This is a genomic window from Rhizobium alarense, from assembly GCF_021555155.1.
GTDB lineage: Bacteria > Pseudomonadota > Alphaproteobacteria > Rhizobiales > Rhizobiaceae > Rhizobium_D > Rhizobium_D alarense.
This window is the reverse complement of record NZ_JAKGBU010000077.1, coordinates 1-25,194: the sequence shown is the minus strand read 5'-3', so window position 1 is coordinate 25,194 and position 25,194 is coordinate 1. Positions and strand designations below refer to the sequence as shown.

The 25,194-nt window shown below is 68.2% G+C and carries 23 protein-coding genes; 8 read left to right on the top strand and 15 right to left on the bottom strand.

Annotated features, from left to right (window positions below; all coding sequences use genetic code 11):
• Positions 1-3 precede the first annotated feature (3 nt).
• From hisF to LXM94_RS26090, 6 genes are all read right to left on the bottom strand, one after another.
• Positions 4-780 carry an imidazole glycerol phosphate synthase subunit HisF gene (gene hisF / locus LXM94_RS20385; RefSeq protein WP_235773301.1) on the bottom strand — a complete coding sequence of 259 codons (777 nt, stop codon included), beginning with the start codon at positions 778-780 and terminating at the stop codon, positions 4-6.
• Between the two features lie 106 nt (positions 781-886).
• Positions 887-1,630 (bottom strand): 1-(5-phosphoribosyl)-5-[(5-phosphoribosylamino)methylideneamino]imidazole-4-carboxamide isomerase, encoded by a 744-nt coding sequence (hisA, locus tag LXM94_RS20380; protein ID WP_235773300.1) that lies wholly within the window; start codon positions 1,628-1,630, stop codon positions 887-889.
• Between the two features lie 13 nt (positions 1,631-1,643).
• Entirely contained in the window at positions 1,644-2,294 is a 651-nt protein-coding gene (gene hisH, locus LXM94_RS20375) for an imidazole glycerol phosphate synthase subunit HisH (protein ID WP_235773299.1), read from the bottom strand.
• Between the two features lie 2 nt (positions 2,295-2,296).
• A complete protein-coding gene (locus LXM94_RS20370) occupies positions 2,297-2,767 on the bottom strand; it encodes a DUF2628 domain-containing protein (protein ID WP_235773298.1) in 471 nt (156 codons plus the stop codon).
• A 22-nt stretch (positions 2,768-2,789) separates the two neighbouring features.
• Complete coding sequence (gene hisB, locus LXM94_RS20365; RefSeq protein ID WP_235773297.1) at positions 2,790-3,383, bottom strand: imidazoleglycerol-phosphate dehydratase HisB; 594 nt, start codon at positions 3,381-3,383, stop codon at positions 2,790-2,792.
• A 366-nt stretch (positions 3,384-3,749) separates the two neighbouring features.
• Positions 3,750-3,881 carry a hypothetical protein gene (locus LXM94_RS26090; protein ID WP_268965199.1) on the bottom strand — a complete coding sequence of 44 codons (132 nt, stop codon included), beginning with the start codon at positions 3,879-3,881 and terminating at the stop codon, positions 3,750-3,752.
• A gap of 282 nt (positions 3,882-4,163) precedes the next feature.
• Here LXM94_RS26090 and hslV point away from each other — a divergent pair, with 282 nt between their 5' ends.
• The 5 genes from hslV (at position 4,164) to LXM94_RS20340 (ending at position 9,184) form a co-directional block, all read left to right on the top strand.
• Positions 4,164-4,721 (top strand): ATP-dependent protease subunit HslV, encoded by a 558-nt coding sequence (gene hslV / locus LXM94_RS20360; protein ID WP_235773296.1) that lies wholly within the window; start codon positions 4,164-4,166, stop codon positions 4,719-4,721.
• Positions 4,711-5,253, top strand: coding sequence for a GNAT family N-acetyltransferase (locus tag LXM94_RS20355; protein WP_235773295.1), 543 nt, complete (start codon positions 4,711-4,713; stop codon positions 5,251-5,253). The genes hslV and LXM94_RS20355 overlap by 11 nt, the downstream gene beginning before the upstream one ends.
• Positions 5,250-6,557, top strand: a complete 1,308-nt coding sequence (gene hslU, locus LXM94_RS20350; protein WP_235773294.1) for an ATP-dependent protease ATPase subunit HslU — start codon at positions 5,250-5,252, stop codon at positions 6,555-6,557. The genes LXM94_RS20355 and hslU overlap by 4 nt, the downstream gene beginning before the upstream one ends.
• 196 nt (positions 6,558-6,753) lie before the next feature.
• The gene (locus LXM94_RS20345; RefSeq protein WP_235773293.1) at positions 6,754-7,704 is read left to right on the top strand and encodes a DUF1402 family protein; all 951 of its coding nucleotides are present in this window, start codon (positions 6,754-6,756) and stop codon (positions 7,702-7,704) included.
• A gap of 70 nt (positions 7,705-7,774) precedes the next feature.
• On the top strand, positions 7,775-9,184 hold the full coding sequence (locus LXM94_RS20340; RefSeq protein ID WP_235773292.1) for a cytochrome P450: 1,410 nt from the start codon (positions 7,775-7,777) through the stop codon (positions 9,182-9,184).
• Here LXM94_RS20340 and LXM94_RS20335 read toward each other — a convergent pair.
• Positions 9,129-9,656 carry a hypothetical protein gene (locus LXM94_RS20335; protein ID WP_235773291.1) on the bottom strand — a complete coding sequence of 176 codons (528 nt, stop codon included), beginning with the start codon at positions 9,654-9,656 and terminating at the stop codon, positions 9,129-9,131. The two genes, LXM94_RS20340 and LXM94_RS20335, sit on opposite strands and share 56 nt — an antisense overlap.
• 150 nt (positions 9,657-9,806) lie before the next feature.
• Between LXM94_RS20335 and LXM94_RS20330 the strand changes: the two genes are divergently transcribed.
• On the top strand, positions 9,807-11,813 hold the full coding sequence (locus tag LXM94_RS20330; protein WP_235773290.1) for a hydantoinase/oxoprolinase family protein: 2,007 nt from the start codon (positions 9,807-9,809) through the stop codon (positions 11,811-11,813).
• Positions 11,814-11,931: 118 nt separating this feature from the next.
• A complete protein-coding gene (locus tag LXM94_RS20325) occupies positions 11,932-14,103 on the top strand; it encodes a malate synthase G (RefSeq protein ID WP_235773289.1) in 2,172 nt (723 codons plus the stop codon).
• Between the two features lie 71 nt (positions 14,104-14,174).
• Here LXM94_RS20325 and LXM94_RS20320 read toward each other — a convergent pair whose 3' ends face one another.
• Positions 14,175-14,831, bottom strand: a complete 657-nt coding sequence (locus tag LXM94_RS20320; protein ID WP_235773288.1) for a L,D-transpeptidase — start codon at positions 14,829-14,831, stop codon at positions 14,175-14,177.
• A 261-nt stretch (positions 14,832-15,092) separates the two neighbouring features.
• Here LXM94_RS20320 and LXM94_RS20315 point away from each other — a divergent pair, with 261 nt between their 5' ends.
• Complete coding sequence (locus LXM94_RS20315; protein WP_235773287.1) at positions 15,093-15,626, top strand: MmcB family DNA repair protein; 534 nt, start codon at positions 15,093-15,095, stop codon at positions 15,624-15,626.
• 15 nt (positions 15,627-15,641) lie between these two features.
• Here LXM94_RS20315 and LXM94_RS20310 read toward each other — a convergent pair whose 3' ends face one another.
• From LXM94_RS20310 to lhpI, 7 genes are all read right to left on the bottom strand, one after another.
• Positions 15,642-16,217, bottom strand: a complete 576-nt coding sequence (locus tag LXM94_RS20310) for an ActR/PrrA/RegA family redox response regulator transcription factor (protein ID WP_235773286.1) — start codon at positions 16,215-16,217, stop codon at positions 15,642-15,644.
• A gap of 75 nt (positions 16,218-16,292) precedes the next feature.
• The gene (locus tag LXM94_RS20305; RefSeq protein ID WP_235773285.1) at positions 16,293-17,594 is read right to left on the bottom strand and encodes an ActS/PrrB/RegB family redox-sensitive histidine kinase; all 1,302 of its coding nucleotides are present in this window, start codon (positions 17,592-17,594) and stop codon (positions 16,293-16,295) included.
• A 31-nt stretch (positions 17,595-17,625) separates the two neighbouring features.
• Positions 17,626-20,079, bottom strand: a complete 2,454-nt coding sequence (gene hrpB, locus LXM94_RS20300) for an ATP-dependent helicase HrpB (protein WP_235773284.1) — start codon at positions 20,077-20,079, stop codon at positions 17,626-17,628.
• Complete coding sequence (locus LXM94_RS20295; RefSeq protein ID WP_235773283.1) at positions 20,076-20,735, bottom strand: ATP-binding cassette domain-containing protein; 660 nt, start codon at positions 20,733-20,735, stop codon at positions 20,076-20,078. The genes hrpB and LXM94_RS20295 overlap by 4 nt, the downstream gene beginning before the upstream one ends.
• Positions 20,736-22,451, bottom strand: coding sequence for an ABC transporter permease (locus LXM94_RS20290; protein WP_235773282.1), 1,716 nt, complete (start codon positions 22,449-22,451; stop codon positions 20,736-20,738).
• Positions 22,421-23,656, bottom strand: a complete 1,236-nt coding sequence (locus tag LXM94_RS20285) for an ABC transporter substrate-binding protein (RefSeq protein WP_235773281.1) — start codon at positions 23,654-23,656, stop codon at positions 22,421-22,423. The genes LXM94_RS20290 and LXM94_RS20285 overlap by 31 nt, the downstream gene beginning before the upstream one ends.
• Positions 23,657-23,759: 103 nt before the next feature.
• Positions 23,760-24,701 (bottom strand): bifunctional Delta(1)-pyrroline-2-carboxylate/Delta(1)-piperideine-2-carboxylate reductase, encoded by a 942-nt coding sequence (lhpI, locus tag LXM94_RS20280; protein WP_235773280.1) that lies wholly within the window; start codon positions 24,699-24,701, stop codon positions 23,760-23,762.
• Positions 24,702-25,194 lie beyond the last annotated feature (493 nt).

Here is a 25,194-nt window from a genome sequence, read left to right as displayed (position 1 = left end):
CGTTCAGTCGAGCCGCATGGCGATGCCGCGCTCGGCCATGTAGCGCTTGGCCTCGCCGATCGTGTGCGTGCCGAAATGGAAGATCGAGGCGGCGAGCACTGCCGTCGCGTGCCCGTCGCGGATGCCCTCGACCAGGTGATCGAGATTGCCGACGCCGCCGGACGCGATGACCGGCACCGGCACACGATCGGCGATGGTGCGCGTCAGCGCGATGTCATAGCCGCCCTTCTGGCCGTCGCGGTCCATCGAGGTGAGCAGCAGTTCGCCGGCACCACGTTCGACCATCTTCTCCGCAAAGGCGACGGCGTCGATGCCGGTCGGCTTTCGGCCGCCATGGGTGAAGATTTCCCAGCGGTCCGCCTCGCCCTCTGTCGACACCTTCTTGCTGTCGATCGAGACGACGATGCACTGGTTGCCGAACTTGTCGGCCGCCTCGGCCACGAAATCGGGATTGGCGACGGCGGCGGAGTTGATCGACACCTTGTCGGCGCCGGCGAGCAGCAGCTTGCGGATGTCGGCGACGGTGCGCACGCCGCCGCCGACGGTCAGCGGCATGAAGCAATGCTCGGCCGTGCGCGCCACCACGTCGAAGATCGTGTCGCGGTTGTCGGCCGACGCCGTGATGTCGAGGAAGCACAACTCGTCGGCGCCGGCCGCGTCATAGGCCTTGGCGGATTCCACCGGATCGCCGGCATCCACGAGGTCGACGAAGCTGACGCCCTTGACGACACGGCCGTCCTTGACGTCGAGACAGGGAATGACACGGGCCTTAAGGGTCAAAGGACGGCCTCCTTCTTGCTGATTTGCGCGTCCGCGCCGCGAGGCGGCTGCGGGCGTCGCGGGTCGTCCTTGACATCCAGGCAGGGAATGACGCGGGCCCTAAGGGTCATGCCGATACTCCTCGCGCTTCGCGGATCACCGCCAGCGCTTCTGTCGGATCGATCCGGCCATCATAGAGCGCCCGGCCCGAAATCGCACCTTCGAGTTTGCGGGCATCGGGGGCGACGAGCCGGTGGATGTCGGCCATCGAGGCGAGGCCACCGGAGGCAATGACAGGGATCGCGACGGCGTCGGCAAGCGCCAGCGTCGATTCCCAGTTGATGCCGGCGAGGATGCCGTCGCGGTCGATGTCGGTATAGATGATGGCGGCGACGCCGGCGCCCTCGAATTTCCGGGCAAGCTCGATCACGCCGAGTTCCGAGGCTTCCGCCCAGCCCTCGACGGCCACCCTGCCGCCCTTGGCGTCGATGCCGACGGCGACCTTGCCGGGAAATTTCCGGCAGGCCTCGATGACGAGCGCCGGGTCGCGCACTGCGACGGTGCCGAGGATGACGCGGGCGAGGCCGCGTGACAGCCAGGTTTCGATATGGGCGAGCGTGCGGATGCCGCCGCCGAGCTGCACCGGGTTCTTCGTCGCCCCGAGGATCGCATCGACCGCCGCGCCGTTGACCGTCTCGCCGGCAAAGGCGCCGTTGAGGTCGACCACATGCAGCCACTCGAAGCCCTGGTCCTCGAAGGCCTTCGCCTGGGCGGCCGGGTCGGGATTGTAGACGGTCGCCTGCTCCATGTCGCCGAGCTTGAGGCGCACGCACTGGCCGTCCTTCAGGTCGATGGCGGGAAAGAGGATCATCGGATTTCCGTTCTCAAGGCTTCCAGCGCAGGAAGTTGGTGATGAGGGCGAGGCCGAGCGCCTGGCTCTTTTCCGGGTGGAACTGCGCGCCGGCTTTGTTGTCGCGCGCGACGAAGGCGGTGACCGGGCCGCCATAGCCGGCGGTCGCGATCACGTCGTCCGGGTTCTCCGCGGCAAGGTGGTAGGAATGCACGAAATAGGCGTGCAGGCCATCGGGCCCGGTCGGAATGCCCTCGAAAAGCGGGTGCGGCCGCGCGAGGTCCAGCGTGTTCCAGCCCATCTGCGGGATCTTGAGGTCGGGATCGTCGGGCGTCATCAGCACCACGTCGCCGGGGATCCATCCGAGCCCTTCCGTCACGGTCTTTTCCAGCCCGCGCGACGACATGAGCTGCATGCCGACGCAGATGCCGAAGAAGGGCCGGCCCTTCGTCTCGACCGCTTCCGTCAGCGCCTCGACCATGCCGTCGACGGCGTCGAGGCCGCGGCGGCAGTCGGCATAGGCGCCGACGCCCGGCAGCACGACGCGGTCGGCCGTCGCGACGCGCTCGGCGCGGTCCGTCAGGTCGATCTCGGCGTCGATGCCGGCCTCGCGCACGGCGCGCTCGAAGGCTTTGGTGGCGGAGCGGAGATTGCCCGATCCGTAGTCGATGATGGCGACCCGCATGCTCAGCGTCCTTCCCCGAAACCGACGAGGCCCATCATCGGCTGGTGCGCGCGACCCGAGGAACCGGAGGCCGGCAGGACGGGAAGCGGTCGCGCCTGCGCCGGTTCGTCGGTCATATTCAGATAGTAGATTTCCTCGGCCGTATCGCGGTCCTCGGCCAGGATGGCCCGGTCGAGCGTCCAGCCCCGGCGCCGAAGCGCCGCGACGACCGCCGTCGGACCCTCGAGTGCGACGAGGAGGGCGGTGCCGAGCGAGACGGCAAGCCCGGCCGGCCAGAAGACCGGGTCGGCGGCAAGTGTTGAGCCGATCGCCTGCAGCGCGAAGGCAAGCAGGGCCGCAAGCCAAGCCCGGTGCCAGAGCAGCCAGACGACCGGAAAGAACAGGGCGAGCCAGGAAAAGCCGTCGCGCAGGAAGCGGGCCTCTTCATCCTGCGGCCCGCCGCCGGGAGGGGTCAAAACGAGGAATGTGGCCATGGCTGGCCTCCTGATGGCGCCGTCAGGCCAGCGAGCCCTTGGTCGAGGGGACGCGGCCCGCCTGGCGGGGATCGATCTCTGTCGCCGAACGCAGCACGCGGGCAACGGCCTTGAAGCAGGTCTCCGCGATATGATGGTTGTTGGCGCCGTAGATGTTCTGGATATGCAGCGTGATGCCGGCATGCTGGGCGAGCGCCTGGAAGAACTCGCGCACCAGCTCGGTATCGAAGGTGCCGATCTTCGGCGAGGAGAAGACGACGTTCCAGACGAGAAAGGGCCGGCCGGACACGTCGATGGCGGCGCGCGTCATCGTCTCGTCCATCGCGAGGTCGAGCGAGGCGTAGCGCGTGATGCCGCGCCGGTCGCCGAGGGCCTTGGAAATCGCCTGGCCGATCGCGATGCCGGTGTCCTCCACCGTGTGATGGTCGTCGACATGCAGGTCGCCCTTGCTCGAGATCTGCATGTCGATCAGCGAATGGCGCGACAGCTGGTCCAGCATATGATCGAAGAAGCCGACGCCCGTCGAAATCGCCGACGCGCCCGTGCCGTCGATGTCGACGGCGACGGAAACGTCGGTCTCGTTCGTCTTGCGGGAAATGCTGGCTGTGCGGCTCATGCGCTGTCTCCGGACTGCTGTCGGCGCTCCATAACAGGGCTCTTGGCAAATTGCCAGCGCATCGGTCCTTTGCGCATGGCAAGTCCTCCCGCGCGCCTTGCAGCGGGTTCGGAACCATTCAACGGCGGAAGAGAAGACAGCCCGCGCGAGGTTGAGGGTCCGGGACAATGGGGAAGACGGGTGCGCTGAAGGGCTTGTGTATCGCGCCTGGCCACCCCCTCATCCGCCTGCCGGCACCTTCTCCCCGGCGGGGAGAAGAGGTATGGCGCGACGTTTGCGATCTTCCTCTCCCCTCGGGGGAGAGGTTCGTCGAGCAAAGCGGAGGCGGGTCGAGTAGGCGATGCGCCCGAGCCTCTTCCGCCGCCGTCACTTCTTCTTCAGCGTGCTTTCGCTGTTCTTGACCTGCGAACCGAGCGTTGCGGGAGCGGCCTTGGCGGCGCCCTTGTCCTTCTTCGGTTTGCGCACTTCCTTGTTGCCTCGAACCTGACCCTTGGCCATTGTCGTCTCCCCGCATGTTGATCGGGGATCATAGCCGCTCATGTCATGGAAAATGCAAGGCATATTTTGGCAAGCGGCAAGCCGCCGGCGCATCTCCGCGGTCGCGTCACGGCGTTTTCCGCCCCCGCCGCTGCAGGAACCCCCGCGCGGCCCCGGCCGGCCGGCCCGCCGGGCAGCACCTTCCTTCGTTTGCATTTGCCGGAAGGCCGCTTACATAGGGCTCGACGAGACCGTCCGCCCGGGACGGCGACTGCCCGCGGATCGCGGGCCAACAGGTGCAGGATGAGCGAACACAATCCTTATGGAACGATGCATGCCACGACCATCATCACCGTGCGCAAGGACGGCAAGGTGGTGATGGCGGGCGACGGTCAGGTGAGCCTTGGCCAGACGGTGATGAAGGGCAACGCGCGCAAGGTCCGCCGGCTCGGCAAGGGCGAGGTGATTGCCGGCTTCGCGGGCGCGACGGCCGACGCCTTCACGCTGCTCGAACGGCTGGAAGCCAAGCTCGAACAGTATCCCGACCAGCTGATGCGCGCGGCCGTCGAGCTTGCCAAGGACTGGCGGACGAACAAGTACCTGCGCAATCTGGAAGCGATGATGCTCGTCGCCGACAGGTCGATCACGCTCGCGATCACCGGCAATGGCGACGTGCTGGAGCCGGAACACGGCACGATCGCCATCGGCTCGGGCGGCAACTACGCCTATGCCGCGGCGCGGGCCCTGATGGACAGTGACCGGTCGGCCGAGGAAATTGCGCGACGCGCCATGCAGATCGCCGGCGACATCTGCGTCTATACCAACCACAATTTCGTCATCGAGACGCTGGATGCCGATTGATCTCGTCCGGATCGGCTTCCGTCCGGTGGCGGCGGCGGACTATCCGCTTCTTTCGAGGTGGCTTGAAGAGCCGCACATCTGCGCCTGGTGGGGCGACCCGGAGGAGGAACTCGGCTTCATCCGCGACATGGTGGAGGGCCGCGACACGACGCGTCCCTATCTGATCCTGCTCGACGGCGCGCCCGTCGGCTATATCCAGGCCTGGTTCATCGGCCATCACCAGAACGAGGACTGGACGAAGGACACCCCCTGGCTTCGGGAACTGCCGTCCGGAACAGTCGGCGTCGACCTGTCGATCGGCGACGCGTCGAAACTGTCGGTCGGCCTCGGGTCCGCAGCGCTTGCGGCCTTCGTCGCCAGACTCCGCCGCGAAGGCCACGAGACCATTGTCATCGACCCTGATCCCGCCAACACAAGGGCCGTCCGGGCTTACGAAAAAGCCGGCTTCCGGGCCATGCCGGCCCTGATGGGCCGCACCGGTGGCGGCGTGCTGATCATGCAACACGATCCGAAAGCGAACGAGATATCATGAGCAACTTTTCCCCCCGCGAGATCGTTTCCGAGCTCGACCGCTACATCATCGGCCAGAAGGACGCCAAGCGTGCCGTGGCGATCGCGCTCAGGAACCGCTGGCGCCGCCAGCAGCTCTCGGACGACCTGCGCGACGAGGTCATGCCGAAGAACATCCTGATGATCGGCCCGACCGGCGTTGGCAAGACCGAGATCTCCCGCCGCCTGGCGAAGCTCGCCGGTGCGCCCTTCGTCAAGGTCGAGGCGACCAAGTTCACCGAGGTCGGCTATGTCGGCCGCGACGTCGAGCAGATCGTGCGCGACCTCGTCGAGGTGGGCATCGGCCTCGTGCGCGAGAAGAAGCGCTCCGAGGTGACGGCGAAGGCGCATGCCAATGCCGAGGAGCGCGTGCTCGACGCGCTGGTTGGCGCCACGGCCTCACCGGCAACCCGCGACAGTTTCCGCAAGAAGCTGCGCGCCAACGAGCTCGACGACAAGGAGATCGAGATCGATGTCGCCGATGCCGGCGGCGGCATGCCGGGCTTCGAGATTCCAGGCATGCCGGGCGCCAATATCGGTGTCCTGAACCTGTCGGAAATGTTCGGCAAGGCGATGGGCGGGCGCACCAAGAAGGTCAGGACGACCGTCAAGGCTTCCTACAAGCTCTTGATCGACGACGAATCCGACAAGCTTCTCGACAACGAGCAGATCGCCCGCGAGGCCGTGCGCTCCGTCGAGAACGACGGCATCGTCTTCCTCGACGAGATCGACAAGATCGCGGCCCGCGACGGCGGCATGGGGGCCGGCGTGTCGCGCGAGGGCGTGCAGCGCGACCTGCTGCCGCTCGTCGAGGGCACGACCGTCGCCACGAAATACGGCCCGGTGAAGACGGACCACGTCCTCTTCATCGCCTCGGGTGCTTTCCATGTGGCGAAACCCTCCGACCTGCTGCCGGAGCTTCAGGGCCGCCTGCCGATCCGCGTCGAGCTGCGCGCCCTGACGAAGGAGGACTTCCGCCGCATCCTGACGGAGACCGAGGCGAGCCTGATCCGCCAGTACAAGGCGCTGATGGAGACCGAGGCCTTTATGCTCGACTTCACCGAGGACGCGATCGATGCGCTCGCCGACGTCGCCGTCCAGCTCAATGCCAGCGTCGAGAACATCGGCGCGCGGCGGCTGCAGACGGTGATGGAGCGCGTGCTCGACGAGATTTCCTTCGAGGCGCCGGACAAGGCGGGCGGCGCACTGACAATCGACGCGGACTATGTGCGCAAGCATGTGGGTGAGCTTGCGGCCAACGCGGATCTCTCCCGCTACATCCTCTGATTCCTGCAAAATCGGCGCCGTTTTCGCGGCGCCGGTCCCGCAAATTTGATGGTCCCCGCCCTCGACAGTGCTCCACCGGCGCATTAGGGAGTGGCTGCTCGGATTTGGCGGCGCCCGGCATCATTCCGACACGATTGTTTTGCATGGCGTCGGCACGCCGAGCGTCGAAACCGATCAACCGACGGGATACCGGATCTTGCGCACTCTTTTCACCGCCCTGGCCCTTGCGACCGCCCTGCTCGCCGGGGCCGCGCTGCCGGCAGCCGCGCTCGACGTGGTGCCGGCTGGCAACCGGAATGCCGAGCAGCCGAACGTTCCCGGCGCATCGGTCCGCCGCACCAAGGCTGGCAAGACGTCCTTCGATGCGAAATACGAGAAAGTCCGCGATCTTCTGGCGACCGACCACGAGCTCACGGGCAAGATCAGGAGCATCGCCGGCCGCTACGGCATCGACCCGATCCACATGGTGGGCGCCATCGTCGGCGAGCACACCTACAATGTCGACGCCTACGACCGGCTGCAGAGCTACTACGTGAAGGCAGCCGCCTATGCCGGCGACAGTTTCCGCTTCGCTTATGACGGCGAAACGATCGCCGAATTCGTCGCCCGCCCGCAATTCGACAAATGCGCGGGCAAGAACGGCGCCTACGCGCTGTGGACCTGCCGCGAGGCCGTCTGGAACGCCTCCTTTGCCGGCAGGACGGTCGGCGGCAGGAGTTTTCCGCGCAATCGCTTCAGCGTCGTCTTCTTCCAGCCCTTCTATGCCGGCCAGACCTTCGGTCTCGGCCAGATCAACCCGCTGACGGCGCTGACGCTGACCGACGACGTCGCCCGCGTCTCCGGCTATCCGCGGCTGGAGGAATCCGACGCGGCCGCCGTCTACAAGGCGATCATGGATCCGGATATTTCGCTCGCCTACATGGCCGCCTCGATCAAGCGGTCGATCGACGCCTACCGCAAGATTGCGGGCGTCGACATCTCGAAGAACCCCGGCCTCACCGCGACGCTCTACAATGTCGGCAGTCCCGATGCGCGTGCCGCGGCCTTCGCTGCGCGGCGGGCGGCCGGCGAGGCGACCTGGCCGGAAGAAAACTATTACGGCTGGCTCATCAACGACAAGCTGGCGGAACTGCAAGGCCTGCTCTAACTTCCGCCCCGATTGCGACCGATCCTGCCGCCGGTGCGCGTGCGGGGCGGAAGTTAGAGGAGGGCAGGGCATGGACATGCGTCCCGAACCGTTCGAACCGCCGGCGCCGGTGCCGCGCACCGTGCCGCCGTCGAAGCTCGAGATCATCCGTACGGTCTTCCGCAATCCGCTGGAGCTCTGGGGCGAGCCCTCCTACACGCTGCCCTGGATCATGACGAGCTTCTTCGGCGAGAGGACGCTGATCGTCAACGACCCCGGCCTCATCAAGCATGTGCTTGTCGACAATGCCGCCAATTACAAGATGGCGGTGGTGCGCCAGCTCGTGCTGCGGCCGATCCTGCGCGACGGCCTGCTGACGGCGGAAGGCGCGGTGTGGAAGCGCTCGCGCAAGGCGGTCGCGCCGATCTTCACGCCGCGCCACGCCAGAGGTTTCGCCCGCCAGATGCTGGCCCAGTCGCAACGCTATGCCGGCAAATACGATGGCGCGGACGGCCAGGTCTTCGACATCGGCAACGACATGACGGAACTCGCCTTCGCGATTCTCTCCGACACACTGTTCTCCGGCGAGATCGTCTCGTCGTCCGGCCATTTCGCCGACGATGTCGACGAACTGCTGCACCGCATGGGCCGGGTCGATCCGATGGACCTGCTGCGGGCGCCGCCCTGGGTGCCGCGGCTGACGCGCTTCGGCGGGCGCAAGGTCATGGAGAAATTCCGGCGCATCGTGCGGGACACCATGGAACTCCGGCTGTCGCGCATGAAGGACGGCGCGGACGCGGCGCCGGGTGACTTCCTGACGCTGCTCCTGAAGCAGATGGGGCCGGACGGGCTGACGATGGAGGAGGTCGAGGACAATATCCTGACCTTCATCGGCGCCGGCCACGAGACGACGGCGCGGGCGCTCGCCTGGACGCTCTATTGTGTCGCCGGCAGCCCGCATATCCGCGACGCGATGGAGGCGGAGATCGACGCCGTGCTCGCGACCGGCGCCGATCCGGTCGAATGGCTCGACCGCATGCCCCATACGCGCGCCGCCTTCGAGGAGGCGCTGCGCCTCTACCCGCCGGCGCCTTCGATCAACCGCGCGGCGATCGCGGACGACAGCTGGACGAACGAGGCCGGCGAGACGGTGGAGATCCCGAAGGACGTGACGATCCTCATCATGCCCTGGACGCTGCACCGCCACCAGCTCTACTGGGAGAAGCCGCGCGCCTTCATGCCCGAGCGTTTCCTGCCGGAGAACCGCGACCGCATCCACCGCTTCCAGTTCCTGCCGTTCGGCGCCGGCCCGCGCATCTGCATCGGCGCCACCTTCGCCATGCAGGAGGCCGTCATCGCGCTTGCCGTCCTGATGCAGCGCTACCGTTTCGATGTGACCGGCGAGACGGCACCCTGGCCCGTGCAAAGGCTGACGACGCAGCCTTCTAACGGACTGCCGATGAGGGTGACGGCTCGTCCACCCGCTTCTTCGACTTCTTGATGGTCTTGATCGCTGCGCAGGTCGCCTCACCGACGTTCTCGCATGGCTTGTAGATGACGATCTCGCTGCCGCTGCCGTCGTCCCAGACCGCCTGCACGGCGATCGTCTCCGCCTCGTTCTTCTTCAGCGAGATGTAGATATAGTCGGCGGTGTCGTCGGACGGCAGATTGAAGGGCAACTGCGGGTCGCACTTGGCGAGCGGCAGGCTCCTGTCGAGCGAATCGTCGTTGATCGAGTAGCGGATCGCCGAGAGCCGGCAATGCATGGTCTGCAGCGCGGTGAAATAGACGAGCTGCCGGTCGTCGTAGTTGCGGAACTGGATCCAGCCCGTCGGCTTGTTGGCGTCGAGCATCGCCTTGTAGATCGAGACGTCGGGGATCTCCGGCTTGTATTCCTCCTCGTCCTCCTGCGCCCGGGCAGGCAGGGAAAAGACGAGCGCCGCGCCGAGGGCGGCGTATGCCAGGTTCTTCATGAGCCGCATTCCGGTTTTCCTCTCCATGCTGTCGCCGGCGATGTCGTTTCCGGGCGTGGTGTTCTCCGTCGAGATGCAATAACACCATCGGCGGTCGACTTTGACCAGATGCAAAGCGCTTCGGCGCGACCCATGTTCGGAACAGCACCCGTGGCAGACCCCTTGTTACTCGGCATCGACACCGGCGGCACCTATACGGACGCCGTGCTTTTCAGCGAAACGGCGGGCGTCGTCGCCAAGGCCAAGGCGCTGACGACACGCCACGATCTTTCGGTCGGCATCTCCCGCGCCGTCGAAGCGGTCCTGGAAAAGGCACGGGTGCCGGTCCAGGCGATCAGCCTCGTTTCCCTCTCCACGACGCTCGCCACCAATGCGCTGGTCGAAGGACAAGGCGGGCGCGCCGGGCTCGTGATGATCGGCTTCGGCCCGGACGACCTGAAGCGCGACGGTCTTGCCGATGCGCTCGGCAGCGACCCCGTGCTCTTCCTGCCCGGCGGCCACAACGTGCACGGCACCGAGACGGCGCTCGACATGACGGCGCTGGACGCGGCGCTTCCGGACCTCGCCCGGTCGGTCTCCTCCTTCGCCGTCGCGGGCTATTTCGCCGTGCGCAACCCGGATCACGAGCGCCGCGTGCGTGAGCGCATCCGCGACGTGTCGCACCTGCCGGTGACCTGCAGCCACGAACTGTCCTCCAGGCTCGGGGGGCCGCGCCGGGCACTGACGACGCTGCTCAACGCCCGGCTCGTCTCGATGATCGATCGGCTGATCGGCGCCTGCGAGGACTATCTGAAACGCATCGGGCTCGACGTGCCGATGATGGTGGTGCGTGGCGACGGTGCGCTGATCTCGGCCGCCGAGGCGCGGCTGAGGCCGATCGAGACGATCCTCTCCGGCCCTGCGGCAAGCCTCGTCGGCGCGCGGCACCTGACCGGGCTCGACGATGCCGTCGTCTCCGACATCGGCGGCACGACGACGGACGTCGCGGTTCTCGACCGCGGGAGGCCGAAGCTCGACGCGGAGGGTGCCGTCGTCGGCGGCTACCGCACCATGGTCGAGGCCGTCGCCATGCGCACCTACGGGCTCGGCGGCGATTCGGAGGTCCGCATCGACGACCGCGGGCTGAGGGCGAAGATAGAGCTCGGCCCCCGCCGTTTCCTGCCGCTCAGCCTGTTGTCGGAGCAGCATCCCGGGGCGGTCGTTCCGGTGCTGGAACGCCAGTTGCGGGCGCCGCATCCCGGCCGGCACGACGGGCGTTTTGCGATCCGCACCGGCATTCCGGACCAGTTGGCAAGCGGGTTGCAGCCGCAGGAACAGGCGCTCTTCGACCGGCTCGGCGATGCACCGGAGCCGCTCGACACGCTGCTTGCGACGACGCTGCAGAAGGCGACGCTCGACCGGCTCGTCGCCCGCGGTCTCGTCCATATCGCCGGCATCACGCCATCCGACGCGATGCATGTTTTGGGCGGCCAGGGCCAGTGGGACGGCGCGGCGGCGCGTCTCGGACTGCAGCTCGCGACGCGCCTGAAGGACGGTTCCGGCCGCCCGGTCGCCGGGTCGCCGGAGGACCTCGCGACGCTGATCGTCGACCGCCTGACGCGGCAGTCTTCCGACGTGATCCTCGCGGCGTGCCTTGCGGACGACGGCGTGGCCGGCGTCGATCCCGTCACCTCCGTCGCCGTCGACCGCGCGCTGATCCGCAAGCCGGGCATCGTGCGCTTCGAGGTCGCGCTCGACCGGCCGCTGGTCGGGCTCGGCGCGTCGGCACCGGTCTATTACCCGGCGATCGCCGAGATGATCGGCGCGCGGCCGTCGATCCCCTACGATGCGGACGTGGCGAATGCGGTGGGCGCGGTGGTCGGCCAGGTGCGCTCGGCGGTGACGGTGTTCGTCACCATGCCGGAGGACGGCATCTTCATCGTCAACGGAGCGGGCGACAGCGTACGGCTTCTCGACGAGTCCGCGGCCTTCTCGCTGGCACGTGAACGGGCGGTCGAGGCCGCGCTGCATGCTGCCCGCGCGAGCGGCGCGGACGAACCGATGGTGGCGCTCGGCGAGGACGTCGATGCGCCGGAGATCGAAGGGAGCCGGAAGCTGGTGGAAGCCCGCTTCACCGCGACCGCCAGCGGGCGGCCGCGCATAGCGCACGATGTATAGAATACGATTATTTCCGATTTGGAACAAATTCTTTGAACCATTGCCGAATTGACTATGAATGAATGCGCGGGATAGTGGCAGCATCCCGCCCGTGAAATGCGCGCCTACGGAGTACGCCATGAGCCATATCGACAAGCACGGCCTGAGCATCGACCCTTCCCTCGTCGATTTCATCGTGAACGAGGCGCTGCCCGGCACCGGTGTCGCCGAAGACCGCTTCTTCTCCGCCTTCTCGGACATCGTGCATGCGCTGGCGCCCGAAAACCGGGCGTTGCTCGCTAAGCGCGACATGCTGCAGGAGAAGGTCGACGCCTGGTACCGCCGCCACGGCGCGCCGCTGGATCTCGGCGCCTATGAGGATTTTCTCCGGGAGATCGGCTATATCCTGCCGGAAGGCGGCGATTTCGCCGTCTCGACCGACAATGTCGATCCGGAGATCGCCGCCGTCGCCGGCCCGCAGCTGGTCGTACCGGTCATGAATGCCCGCTACGCGCTGAATGCCGCCAATGCGCGCTGGGGCTCGCTCTATGATGCGCTCTACGGCACCGACGCGATCCCGGAAACCGACGGCGCGGAGAAGGGCAACGGCTACAATCCGGTCCGCGGTGCCAAGGTCATCGCCTGGGCGCGGGCCTTCCTCGACGACAGCGTACCGCTTTCCGGCGCGCGCTGGAATGAGGTGGCCGGCTTCGCCGTCGAGGCGGGTGCGCTCGCGGTCACGCTGGCGAACGGCACGAAAACCGGCCTCGCCGAGCCTTCGCGGTTCACCGGCTATCTCGGAGATGCCGCGGCACCCGGCCAGATCCTGCTGCGCAACAACGGGCTGCATGTCGAGATTCTCGTCGACGCCACGACAGCGACCGGCAAGGCCGATCCGGCGCATATTTCCGATGTCCGGCTGGAAGCCGCGCTGACCACCATCATGGACTGCGAGGATTCGGTCGCCGCCGTCGATGCCGAGGACAAGGTCGTCGTGTACCGCAACTGGCTCGGCCTCATGAAGGGCGACCTGTCGGAGGAGGTCCGGAAGGGCGGCAACACCTTCACCCGCCGGCTCAACCCGGACCTCGACTACACCGCGCCGGACGGCTCCACCGTTCCGGTCGTCTGCCGCTCGTTGATGCTGGTGCGCAATGTCGGCCACCTGATGACCAACCCGGCGATCCGCGACCGCGCCGGCCACGACGTGCCGGAAGGCATCATGGACGCCATGGTGACGGCGCTGATCGCCCTGCACGACATCGGCCCGAACGGCCGGCGGATGAATTCGCGCGCCGGTTCCATGTATGTCGTCAAGCCGAAGATGCACGGGCCGGAGGAAGTCGCCTTCGCCTGCGCCATCTTTTCCCGCGTCGAGGCGGCGCTCGGCATGGCGCCGAACACGATCAAGATGGGCATCATGGACGAGGAGCGCCGCACGACGGTGAACCTCAAGGAATGCATCCGCGCCGCCAGGGAACGGGTCGTCTTCATCAATACCGGCTTCCTCGACCGCACCGGCGACGAGATTCACACCTCGATGGAAGCGGGCCCGATGATTCGCAAGGGCGACATGAAGCAGGCCGCCTGGATTTCCGCCTACGAAAACTGGAACGTCGACATCGGCCTTGCCTGCGGGCTTTCCGGCCACGCGCAGATCGGCAAGGGCATGTGGGCGATGCCCGACCTGATGGCGGCGATGCTGGAACAGAAGATCGCCCATCCGAAGGCCGGCGCCAATACTGCCTGGGTGCCGTCGCCGACGGCCGCCACGTTGCACGCGACGCATTACCACAGGGTCGACGTCGCGGCGGTCCAGGCAAGCCTCCGAAGCCGGGCGCGGGCGAAGCTTTCCGATATCCTCTCCGTTCCGGTCGCGGTGCGCCCCAACTGGACCCCGGAGGAGATCCAGCGCGAGCTCGACAACAACGCCCAGGGCATCCTCGGCTACGTGGTGCGCTGGGTCGACCAGGGCGTCGGCTGCTCCAAGGTGCCGGACATCAACAACATCGGCCTGATGGAGGACCGCGCGACGTTGCGCATCTCCGCCCAGCACATGGCGAACTGGCTGCACCACTCCGTCGTCACCGAGGCGCAGGTCATCGACACCATGAAGCGCATGGCGGCGGTGGTCGACGGGCAGAACGCGGGCGATCCGCACTACCGTGCGATGGCGCCGGACTTCGACGGTTCGATCGCCTTCCAGGCGGCGCTCGACCTCGTGCTCAAGGGCCGCGAGCAGCCGAACGGCTACACCGAGCCGGTGCTGCACCGCCGCCGCCTCGAGCTCAAGGCGAAGCAGGCGGCCTGATGGCCTGCGCCCGCTCATGAAAAAGCCGCCGGGCGAGAGCCGCGGCGGCTTTTTTGTTCGGTCGCGCCGGCTTACTGCTGGACGATGACGCGGGCGTTCCTGCCGGGACGGACGCGCTTGTAGAGGTCGACGATATCCTGGTTCATCAGCCGGATGCAGCCGGAGGAGGCGGCCGTGCCGATTGAGTTCCATTCCGGCGTGCCGTGCAGGCGGAACAGCGTGTCCTGGCCCTTCTCGTTGAAGAGATAGAGCGCGCGGGCGCCGAGCGGGTTGCTCAGTCCCGGCCCCATGCCTTCCTTCACGTATTTCGCGATTTCCGGCTTGCGGGCGGCCATCTCCTCCGGCGGATGCCACATCGGCCATTCCTGCTTCCAGGCGATATAGGCCTCGCCCTCCCAGGCAAAGCCCTGCTTGCCGACACCGATGCCGTAGCGCACGGCCTTGCCGCGCGGCAGCACGAAATAGAGGAAGCGGCTCGGCGTGTTGACGACGATCGTACCCGGCTTCTCGTCCGTCTTATAATCGACGATTTGGCGGTGATACTTCTCTTTCACGCGGGCGATCGGGATGGCCGGCAGCGTGTAGCCGCTGTCCTGGACCGAGCCGTATTCGGACGTGAAGATCGCGTTGGTTGCGACCGTTTCGCCGGTCACGGGCGTCGTGGAGCAGCCTGCGACGGCAAGCGTGGCTGCGAGGCCGCACAAAAGGAGGGCATTGCGAAGGCGCATCGGATTCTCGTTCTTGGGATTGAAACGCTTGCGGAGCAAGACGTTCGATATCCAAGGTTTATTTTCGATAAGCCGCTGCATTGCAAGGTCGGCGGCGGTACGCGTGCGTCCCGCAAAAGCAAAAAGGCGGGCGATGGTTTTTTTGCAACATTTCTGGGCCGCGCGGCCGGATCTGGCCGCTTTGGCAGGCGGGCGGAGGACGCTAGGCTTGGGAAAACACCGAATCACCCGGCCGCCGGGCTGCCGCGTCGGAGCCGAATCATGACGATCGTTTCGCTGCACAACGACAATCCGCTGATCGACGGGCGCCAGTCCGCGCGCGCCATGATGGTCCGGCGCGGCGTGCAGATGCTGCTGTCCGAGATGCGCCATGCGGTGCTGCCGGAGCTGACGCTTGCGAGCGGCCGGCGGGCCGACCTGATCACGCTGTCGGAGAAGGGCGAGATCTGGATCGTCGAGATCAAGACCTCGATCGAGGATTTCCGCGTCGACCGCAAGTGGCCCGACTACCGGCGCCATTGCGACCGGCTGTTCTTCGCGACCCACAAGGATGTGCCGCTCGACATCTTTCCGGAGGAGTGCGGACTCATCCTGTCGGACGGCTACGGCGCGCATATCCTGCGCGAGGCACCGGAGCATCGCCTGCCGGCGCCGACGCGCAAGTCGGTCACCTTCGCCTTCGCCCGTGTGGCCGCCGGCCGGCTGCTGCTGGCCGAATTCTCGACGGACCGGCGCGACGGGCCGCCGGAGATCGAAGCGATCGTATCCGGAGCCGCCGACGGCGAGATGGGCTGAGCGAAAGCCCGAAGGCTATTTCGGCGCCCGCTTGGCGAGGATGCGCTGCAGCGTGCGGCGGTGCATGTTGAGGCGCCGTGCCGTCTCCGAGACGTTGCGCTCGCACATTTCATAGACCCGCTGGATATGCTCCCAGCGCACGCGGTCGGCCGACATCGGGTTTTCCGGGAGCTCCGCCTTTTCGCCCGGCCTCTGGGTCAGCGCCGCGAAGATGTCGTCGGCGTCGGCGGGCTTCGCCAGATAGTCGACGGCCCCGAGCTTCACCGCGTTGACCGCGGTTGCGATATTGCCGTAGCCGGTCAGCATGATGATGCGCGTGTCGTCCCGGCGCTGGCGGATCGCGGCAATCACGTCGAGGCCGCTGCCGTCGCCGAGCCGCAGGTCCACGACCGCATATTTCGGGGGCGTGGTCTTTGCCTTGGCCATGCCTTCCGCGACGGATTCGGCGGTTTCCACGGCGAAACCGCGGATTTCCATCGCCCGGGCGAGCCGCCTCAGGAACGGCCCGTCGTCGTCGACGATGAGAAGCGACTTGTCCGGCCCGATGAAATCCTCGCCCGCGGCGTCTGCTTCATCGAAATTCTCTGTCATAATGCCTGTTTCCGCGTCGTTTTCCGATCATTCTTGCGCCACCTGCTTATGACCGGTTCATGACGGCGGGTAAAGTCATTTTGCGCTCCGCGCCTCCATGCGGGACCGCGGCCATTCGACCGTCACCCGCGCGCCCGGCCGGTCGCCGGACCGGTTGGCGAAGGTGAGCCGCGCCCCGGAACGCTCGAGCAGCGTTTTGGCGATGAAGAGCCCGAGACCGAGGCCGCCGGCCCGCTCGTCGCGCTGCCGCTTCGTCACATAGGGTTCGCCGATGCGCTGCAGGATGTCGGCGGCATAACCCTCGCCGTCGTCCTCGATGACGAGCGTCACCCGGTCGGCGGTGTGGTCCGCCGCTACGGTGACCTCCTCGCGCGCATGGTCGACGGCGTTTTCAAGCAGGTTGCCGAGGCCGTAGATGATGCCGGCATTGCGGTTGCCGACTGGTTCCTTCGCCCGATCCCCCTTTTCGACCAGCGTCAGGCGGATGCCGAATTCCCGGTGGGGCGCCATCACCTCCTCCAGCAGCGAGGAGAGCGGCAGGAGACGCATATGCGCCTCGTCCGCGGCCGACAGCGTCGTCAGCCGGCGCAGGATGTCGCGGCAGCGCTCGCTCTGGCTGCGCAGGAGATGCACGTCCTCGCCGAAACGCTCGTCGTTGCCGAGTTCGCGTTCCATTTCCTTCGCGACGACGCTGATCGTGGCGAGCGGCGTGCCGAGTTCGTGCGCGGCGGCGGCGGCCAGACCGTCGAGCTGCGACAGGTGCTTCTCCCTTTGCAGCACGAGCTCGGTGGCGGCGAGCGCCTCGGAGAGCTCTGTCGCCTCCAACGAGACGCGGTAGGAATAGAAGGCGGCGAAGGCCGTGGTCGAGGCGATCGCGAACCAGAAGCCGGCGGTGAGGATCGGCGGCACGACGAGCACGGTGCCCGGAAACCAGGGCAGCGGAAAGGGTGAAAAGGCGAGCGCCGTGATGCCGGCGATCGCCAGGATGCCGAGCGCCAGGCTGTGGCGGATCGGCTGCGACGAGGAGGAGATGATGACCGGCACGCAGACGAGCGGCGCGAAGGGATTGGCGAGCCCGCCGGTGATGAAGAGGAGGGCGAGAAGCTGTGCGAGATCGAAGGCGAGCAGCGCCAGGGCCGCTTCGGACGAGAGCCGGTGGGCCGGCGGATAGCGCACGGCAAGGAAGAAATTGACCGCCGCCAAGAGCGCGATCAGCACGCCGGCCGGCACGAGCGGCAGCGGGAACTCCAGCCAGAAGGCGATGACGATGACGGTGATCGCCTGGCCGGCGACGGCGAGCCAGCGCAGCCGGATCAGGGTTTCCAGCCGGAGCCGGCGGCTGGCGCCGATCTCGCCGATGTCGTGGTGGCTGGCCATGGCCGTCTCCGTTTCCGCCCTCGCTGGCGGCTCATGTAGCACGGGGCTTCGCTCGTGTCGTCGGCGCGGCCGCGGCAGGATCCTCCGGCCAGGGATGTCTCGGATAGCGGCCCCGCATGTCGGCGCGCACGTCGCGCCAGGAGCCCCCCCAGAAGCCGGGGAGGTCGCGCGTCGTCTGGATGGCACGGTGTGCGGGCGACAGCAGTTCGAGAAGCAGCGGCAGCCGCCCGCCCGCGACGCTCGGATGTTCCTTCAGTCCGAACAGTTCCTGCACCCGGATCGCCAGCACCGGCTCGCTGCCGTCGTAACGGATCGGGTGGCGCTGGCCGGTCGGCGCCTGGAAATGGGTCGGTGCCAGCCGGCCGAGGTCGCGCTGCAACTCGTAGGGCACGAGCGCCATCAGCCCGTCGGCAAGGCTTGACGGCCGGATGTCGTCCAGGCTGCGCGCCTCCTGCTGGAAGGGCACGAACCAGCGGTCGAGCGCGGCGGCAAGCGCCTCGTCCGTCATGTCCGGCCAGGGATCGCCGATCGACCGGTGGAGGAAGCCGATGCGGTCACGCAGCTGCAGCGCCTCCTTCGAGAAGGGAAGGGCGTCGAGGCCGAGCTGGCGTACGCCGTCGGCCAGGGCGGCCGCTGCCGCTGCGCCGGAGGGCCGCGGCAGCGGGCTTTCCTCGAGGATCAGCGCGCCGAGCCGGGTGACGCGCCGGGCGCGCACCTGCCGGCTCGTCCGGTCGAACAGCGTCTGGTCTTCCCGCACGATCCTTTCCGCCATGATGCCTTCGGCGATCGCGCGCGGAATTTCGGCCGCGGCGAGGATGCGCTGGCGGGCCGCCTGACCAGTCAGGTCCGCGACGACGATCATCTCGGCGTCGGCCAGCCGCTCGGTCTCCTCCATCTCCGCGCCACGGCCGTTCGCCATGACGAAACGGCCCCGTCCGCCGCGCCGGAGCGCAAGGCGGTCGGGAAAGGCTGCCAGCAGCAGGCTGCCGGCGTCAGGCGATGCCGTGCCGGCGTCCTGTCCCGCGAGCCGGCGGGCGAGCCGGTGGGCGGCATCCGCCCGTTCGCCGCGCTCGGAACGAAAGCGGCGCAGCCGGTCGTCGAGATCGATCGCCGGCCCGCCGAGGCCCTGTTCGGTCAGGAGCACCGCGAGTTCGGCGGCCGGAAGCGCCGCACGCTCGGCCCGCGCGCCGATAACCATGGCGGCCAGCCGCGGCGGCAGGGCGAGCGCGCGGATCTCCGCACCGCTGGGCGTCAGGCTGCCGTCCCCGTCGAGCGCGCCAAGCAGCCGGAGCAGCGCGCGGGCCTCCTCGATCGTCGCAGCCGGCGGCTGGTCGAGGAATTTCAGCGCCGAAGGATCGGCAACGCCCCAATGGGCGAGATCGAGCACGAAGCCGGAAAGGTCGCTTGCCAGCATCTGCGGCGGCGTGAAGGCCGGCATGGCGGCCGTCTGGCCGGCATGCCAGAGGCGGATCGCCAGACCCGGTTCCGTCCGTCCGGCACGACCGGCGCGCTGGTCGGCCGAGGCGCGCGATACGCGCACGGTTTCGAGCCGCGTGATGCCGGTCGACGTCTCGAAGACGGGAAGGCGCTGCAGACCGCTGTCGACGACGACGCGCACGCCGTCGATGGTGATCGAGGTCTCGGCGATCGAGGTCGCGAGCACGATCTTGCGCCGGCCGGCCGCGGCCGGCCGGATCGCCTCGTCCTGCTGACGCTGCGTCAGGTTGCCGTAGAGCGGAATGACGTCGGTCTCCGGGCCGAAGCGGCCGGCGAGCCGCTCGGCCGTGCGCAGGATCTCGCCCTGGCCGGGCAGGAAGGCGAGGATCGAACCGGTCTCCGCGCGGTGCGCCTCGCGGACGGCGCGGGCGACGGTGTCCTCGATGCGTTCGCCCGCCGGGCGGTCGACATGGCGGATATCGACCGGATGGCTGCGTCCCTCGCTGAGGATGACCGGCGCGTCGTCGAGCAGGGCGGCGATGCGCGCCACGTCGAGCGTCGCCGACATCACGACGAGCCGGAGGTCTTCCCGCAGCGCCGACTGCACGTCGAGCGCCAGCGCCAGGCCGAAATCGGCGTCGAGCGACCGCTCGTGGAACTCGTCGAACAGCACGGCCGAAACCCCGGCGAGTTCGGGATCGTCCAGCACCATGCGGGCGAAGACGCCCTCGGTCACGACCTCGATCCGCGTCCGTGCCGAGACGCGGCTGTCGAGGCGCATGCGATAGCCGACGGTCTCGCCGACCGCCTCGCCGAGAAGGCTCGCCATGCGGCCCGCAGCGGCGCGTGCGGCGAGCCGGCGCGGCTCCAGCAGGACGATCCGTCCGTCGCCGCGCCAGGGTGCGGCGAGCAGGTGCAGCGGCACGATCGTGGTCTTGCCGGCGCCGGGCGGCGCGGAAAGCACAGCGCGCGTTCCGCCGGCAAGTGCTGCGCCGAGCGTGTCGAGCACCTCTGAAACCGGAAGAAGCGGCAGCAGCGGCACGGTCATGCAGGCTCTCCGACGTGAACGACGCGGCCACCGGCCGCGTCCGCATCGGCCGGGTCGTGCGTCACGAGCACGACGGGAAGCCGGGCGGCGCGGGCCCGTTCGAAGACGAGCGTGCGCATCTGTCCGCGCAGCGCCTGGTCGAGGCCGGAAAAAGGCTCGTCGAGCAGCAGCAGCCGCGGTTCGGCGAGAAGCGCGCGCTGCAGGGCGACACGCGCCTTCTGCCCGCCCGACAGCGTGTCCGGATCGCGGTCGAAGAAGCCGTCGAGCCCGACGGCGGCAAGCGCCGCCTCCGCGACAGCCCGCCGCCGGGCCCGGCCGCGGATCGCCTCGGGAATGGCGATCAACAGGTTGCCGCCAACGGAAAGATGCGGAAAGAGCAGCGCCTCCTGGAAGAGCAGGCCGGCCCGCCGCGCGTTTGCCGGCAGGGCGGTGAGCTCCGCACCCCCGACCGTCACCCGTCCCCTGGCCTCGAAGGCGGGGTCGAGAAAGCCGCCAATATAGGCGAGCAGCGTCGACTTGCCCGATCCGGAGGGGCCCATGACCGTCAGCACGTCGCCGGCCGGCACGATGGCATCGACCGCGACGAGCGGGCGCGCGCCGAGCCCGATCCGGACACCTTCGAGCCGCAGCGCCGGCCCGGTTCCTCCATCCGCCATCTAGATCCTCATCCTGCGTCGGCCGCGGAATAGCAGGCGCGGCACGGCAAAGGCAATCGCGAAGCCGAGAAAGGGCAGCAGCGCCTGGACCAGCGCATAGACGCCGATCACGCGCCGGTCGCCGCCGGCCGACAGCGCGACGGCCTCCGTCGTGATCGTCGCAAAGCGTCCGCCACCGACGATCAGCGTCGGCAGGTAGAGGCCGACGGAGACCGCGAAGCCCACCGCGAAGGCCGTCAGCAGCGGCCGCGTCAGCAGCGGCAGGCGGATCAGGAACAGCGTTTTGACGGTGCCGACGCCGAGTCCCGCGGCAATCCGCTCGTAGCGCGGGTCGAGCGCCCGCCAGGGGTCGGCGAGCGACAGCAGCATGTAGGGCAGCACGAAGACCAGGTGGACCGCGACCATCAGCGCGATCGACGGCCGGAGATCGAGGACGAGCGTGAAGACATGCAGGCCGAACACGAAGGATACCTGCGGCACCAGCAGCGAGAGATAGAGAAAGCGTATCGATGGCGCGTCGCGCTGCCGCGACCCCGGGAGGGCGAGAAGCAGCACGGCAACGGCGAGCCCCAGCGCCGCGGCGGCAAGGCCGATCGCCAGTGTCGTTGCGAGCAGATCCGCAAGTGCCGGCGCCTGGCGCAGCCAGATCTTGAGCGCCAGGCTTTCCGGCAGCAGATCGGGAAAGGGCCAGAGGCCCGCGACGGACCACAGGCCGAGGCCCGCGATGCCGAGGCCGATTGCCATCGCCGGAAGGCTGACGGCAAGTGCGGCGACGATGCGGGCGGGGCCGTCGGCGGAAAAGCGCAGGCCTGCCTCGCCCGACCGGCGGAGGAGCGCCGAACCCAGCCGTTCGAGGCACAGCCACAGGGCCATCGCTGCCAGCGTCACGCCGATCTGGAGCAGGGCCGCCGCCGAGGCGAGGCCCCGCAGCGACAGGTCCGGGTCGGCCATCCATTCGGTGATCCGCACCGAAAGCGTCGGCGGCAGGTCCGGTCCGAGGATGGTCGCCACGTCGGCGACCGAGGTCGCATAGGCGAGCACGGCGAAGACCGGCAGGCGGATGCGCCGGTAGAGCCCCGGCCACAGCGTGACGAGGAAGCCCGCCATGCGGCCGTAGCCGAAGCCCGCCGCGAGGTTCCGCCCGGCGCGCAGCGGCAGCTGCGACAGGGTCGCAAGCGCCATCAGAAAGAGAAAGGGCATTTCCTTCGCCGCAAGCCCGAGGACGAGCGCAAGACCGAGCGGATCGTTGACGATCAGCCAGTCCGGCGGCCGCTCGAAGCCCGTAAGCGCCGGCGAGACAAGGCGGAGCAGCAGGCCGGATGGCGCGACCAGGAAGGCGAGCGCATAGGCCGCGGCCGCGTGCGGCACGGAGAGCAGCGGCGAGACGAGATGCTGGATGCGGCCGAGCACGGGCGTTCCGGCGAAGGCCGCGAAGAAAGCCGCCACCGCAGCGAGGGCCAGGGCTGTCGCGACAAGTCCCGTCGCCAGCGACAGCAGGGCGGACCGCAGGATGCCCGGCGTCGCGGCGAGCCGCAGCAGGGCGTCGGATGCCCCGTCCCCGCCGCCCGCGGGCGGCGCGATGCCGAGGGCAGGCAGGATCGTTCCGGCAAGCCCGGCGATGACGGGAGCGAGAAAGACCGCCGCGACGGCCGCCGGCAGCAGACGGCGCGGCACGGTCGCCGCCGTCAGTTCGCCGCCCCGTAGCGCCGGGTCCATTCGGCCTCGATATGCGTCATCCAGTCGGGATGCGGCTCGGGCAGCGCCGGGCCGAGCGCTTCGGGGCCGAGCGTCGCCACGCCGAGCGGGATCGCCTCGAAGGCGCGCCGGTCCGCCGCGCCGAGCTTGTCGAGCGCGAGCACCGTCGGGTCGCCCCAAATGGCGGGATCCTGCTTGCGGGCCTGCGCCTCGGGCGAGAGCAGGAAATCGGCGAGCACCAGCGCGCCCGCCGCCGCGTTGGCGTTGTAGGGAATGGCGACGAAATGGGTGTTGCCGAGCGTGCCCTTCGCGAAGGTGAAGGCGCGGACTGTGTCCGGCAGTTCGCCGCCGGCGATCGCCGCGGAAGCCTCGGCCGGATTGAACGCGAAGACGATGTCGAGCTCGCCGTCCGCAAGCTTCTGCTTCATGTCCGGATAGTTCTGCGGAAAGGCCTTGCCGCTGCGCCAGAGATGCGGATGCAGCCGGTCGAGATAGTCGAAGAGCGGCCCGCTGTCGGCGGCGAAGGTCGCCGCGTCCACCGGCCGCTGCAGCCTCTCGCGATCAGCGGCAAGCTCGCTCAGCACCTGCTTGAGGAAGGTGGAGCCGATGAAGTCCGGCGGTGCCGGATAGGAGAAGCGGCCCGGATTGGCCTCCGCCCAGGCGAGCAGGTCCACCGCCGAGCGCGGCATGTCGGCGGCCTTGGTGCGTGCCGCGTCGTGGAAGAACACCAGTTTCGCGCCGCCCCAGGGGCTCTCCAGCCCGTCGGTCGCGATGGTGAAGTCGGAGAGCACCGTCGGCTGGTTCTCGTGGTCGACATAGCGCCAGTTGGGCAGCCTGTCCGCCCAGCCGGGCGAAAGCAGCAGGCCCTGCTGTTTCAGCGCGGCAAAGTTTTCGCCGTTGATCCAGATTAGGTCGACCGATCCGCCGGCATCGCGGCCGGCCGCCTTTTCGGCGACGACGGCGGCAACCGCCCGCGCCGTGTCGTCGAGCTTCACCTGTTTCACCGTGACGCCGTAGCGCTCCGACACGGTTTCTCCGGCCCAGGAAATGTAGCGGTTGATGGCGTCCGAACCGCCCCAGGCGTGGAAATAGACCGTCTCGCCGCGCGCTTCGGCGAGCACGGCCGGCCAGTCCGCGGGATCGGCGGCGCCCGCCGGAAGAGCAAGCGCAAGCCATCCGGCGATGGCCGCAATGCGGGTGAAAAGGCCGGCGCTGCTCACGGTCATCGTCTCCTCCGGAAGGTTTCGGGCACCCGACACTAGCGGCCGGCGACCGGCGGTCAATCCGCCGCCGCCGCGCCGGCCGTCACGATGCGGTGAGCGGCCCGTGTCAGCCGGCCCGGCTGCGATAGGCGAGGATCGCCCCGGCGAGATCCTCGAGCGCCGCGCCGACCGACTTGAAGAGGGTGATCTCCCCGGCGGACCGCCGGCCGGGATGGGCGCCGGTCACCAGGTCCCTGAGCTCCGCCCGGATCGCGTCCGCGGTGATCAGCCCGGCGCGCAGCGGCTGCAGGATGTCGCCGCCCTCGCCGAGCACGCCGGCCCGCGTGTCGGCAAAGAGGCTCGAGCGCAGCACCGCCGTGTCGTCCGTCTCGCGCATCGTCGCCTTGAAGGCGCCGACGAGGTCGAGATGCGTGCCGGGCTTCAGCCAGTCGCCAAGGACCAGCGGCCTGTCCGAGAGCGTCGCGCAGGAGATGAGATCGGCGGTGCGGGCCGCCGCCTCGAGATCGGGCGCCGCGACGGCGTCGAAGCCCTGCGCCCGGGCCTGTGCGGCCGTCGCCTCCGCCTTGGCGGCATCGCGCGCCCAGATCCCGACCGTGCCGATCGGCAGCACGGCGCTGTGGGCGGCGATCAGGTTCAGCGACAGCCGTCCCGCCCCCACCATCAGCATGCGCCGGCTGTCGGGCCGCGCGAGGTGGCGGGCGGCAAGCGCCGATGCGGCGGCCGTGCGGCGCGCCGTCAGCTCGCCGCCGTCGAGGATCGCCAGCAGTTCGCCGGTCTTGCCGGAGGAGAGAAGATAGCTGCCGAAGATCGCCGGAAGCGCCCGGCGGTGGTTGCCGGGAAAGACCGTGACGAGCTTGACGCCGATATGGGCACCCGGCTGCCAGGCCGGCATCAGCAGCAGCGTCGCCTCCTCCTCGCCGGGCACCGCGACCGCGTGGTGATGGCGCACCGGCATGACGCAGTCGCCGGCGAACATGGCGGAAAGCGCCTCGATCAGTGCGGGAAAGGGCAGGGCGTCGCGGGTCTGGTCGGCGTCGAGTACGAGCATGGGAGGTCCTCTCTTTCGAGGTTCCTCCATAGCCGTTCCGGCGCCGGTGCGGAAGCGGCCCGGCGGCGGGAAACGGCGCGAAACCGCCGCGGTTTCGCCGCGCAGGCGCAAGTCGGTGATTTTTACCGGTTGGATAAGAAAACTGGCTGCCTTTGACGCCGTCTGGCGGGGCAGGACAAGGGGCGGCGAAATTTCTTGTTTCAAATCAATGGATTGAAACATAGTTCATTTTTTTTGAGATGCGGTGTTGACTTCGAAAACGACTGGTTCTAGAACCCCGCTCATCGACGAGGGCGGCGGCGCTTCTGGCGGCCGACGAACTCGCTCTAAGGTTTCCGAAAGGGGCAGGGTGATTTGCATCGAACTTCGGTTCGATCGATTTGCCGCTTCGCGGGACTGGGACGGTCACTTTCGACCGTCAGTTATTTGACAATTGAAGATGGAAGAAAGAGAAACGTGGGCGGCGGAGTTTCGCGGACGGTCCGAGAGGGCT

Coding starts and splice junctions, on each gene's coding strand:
- hisA (WP_235773300.1), bottom strand. CDS start 1,630: ATGATCCTCTTTCCCGCCATCGACCTGAAGGACGGCCAGTGCGTGCGC.
- hisH (WP_235773299.1), bottom strand. CDS start 2,294: ATGCGGGTCGCCATCATCGACTACGGATCGGGCAATCTCCGCTCCGCC.
- LXM94_RS20370 (WP_235773298.1), bottom strand. CDS start 2,767: ATGGCCACATTCCTCGTTTTGACCCCTCCCGGCGGCGGGCCGCAGGAT.
- hisB (WP_235773297.1), bottom strand. CDS start 3,383: ATGAGCCGCACAGCCAGCATTTCCCGCAAGACGAACGAGACCGACGTT.
- LXM94_RS26090 (WP_268965199.1), bottom strand. CDS start 3,881: ATGGCCAAGGGTCAGGTTCGAGGCAACAAGGAAGTGCGCAAACCGAAG.
- hslV (WP_235773296.1), top strand. CDS start 4,164: ATGAGCGAACACAATCCTTATGGAACGATGCATGCCACGACCATCATC.
- LXM94_RS20355 (WP_235773295.1), top strand. CDS start 4,711: ATGCCGATTGATCTCGTCCGGATCGGCTTCCGTCCGGTGGCGGCGGCG.
- hslU (WP_235773294.1), top strand. CDS start 5,250: ATGAGCAACTTTTCCCCCCGCGAGATCGTTTCCGAGCTCGACCGCTAC.
- LXM94_RS20340 (WP_235773292.1), top strand. CDS start 7,775: ATGGACATGCGTCCCGAACCGTTCGAACCGCCGGCGCCGGTGCCGCGC.
- LXM94_RS20335 (WP_235773291.1), bottom strand. CDS start 9,656: ATGAAGAACCTGGCATACGCCGCCCTCGGCGCGGCGCTCGTCTTTTCC.
- LXM94_RS20325 (WP_235773289.1), top strand. CDS start 11,932: ATGAGCCATATCGACAAGCACGGCCTGAGCATCGACCCTTCCCTCGTC.
- LXM94_RS20320 (WP_235773288.1), bottom strand. CDS start 14,831: ATGCGCCTTCGCAATGCCCTCCTTTTGTGCGGCCTCGCAGCCACGCTT.
- LXM94_RS20315 (WP_235773287.1), top strand. CDS start 15,093: ATGACGATCGTTTCGCTGCACAACGACAATCCGCTGATCGACGGGCGC.
- LXM94_RS20310 (WP_235773286.1), bottom strand. CDS start 16,217: ATGACAGAGAATTTCGATGAAGCAGACGCCGCGGGCGAGGATTTCATC.
- LXM94_RS20305 (WP_235773285.1), bottom strand. CDS start 17,594: ATGGCCAGCCACCACGACATCGGCGAGATCGGCGCCAGCCGCCGGCTC.
- hrpB (WP_235773284.1), bottom strand. CDS start 20,079: ATGACCGTGCCGCTGCTGCCGCTTCTTCCGGTTTCAGAGGTGCTCGAC.
- LXM94_RS20295 (WP_235773283.1), bottom strand. CDS start 20,735: ATGGCGGATGGAGGAACCGGGCCGGCGCTGCGGCTCGAAGGTGTCCGG.
- LXM94_RS20290 (WP_235773282.1), bottom strand. CDS start 22,451: ATGGACCCGGCGCTACGGGGCGGCGAACTGACGGCGGCGACCGTGCCG.
- LXM94_RS20285 (WP_235773281.1), bottom strand. CDS start 23,656: ATGACCGTGAGCAGCGCCGGCCTTTTCACCCGCATTGCGGCCATCGCC.
- lhpI (WP_235773280.1), bottom strand. CDS start 24,701: ATGCTCGTACTCGACGCCGACCAGACCCGCGACGCCCTGCCCTTTCCC.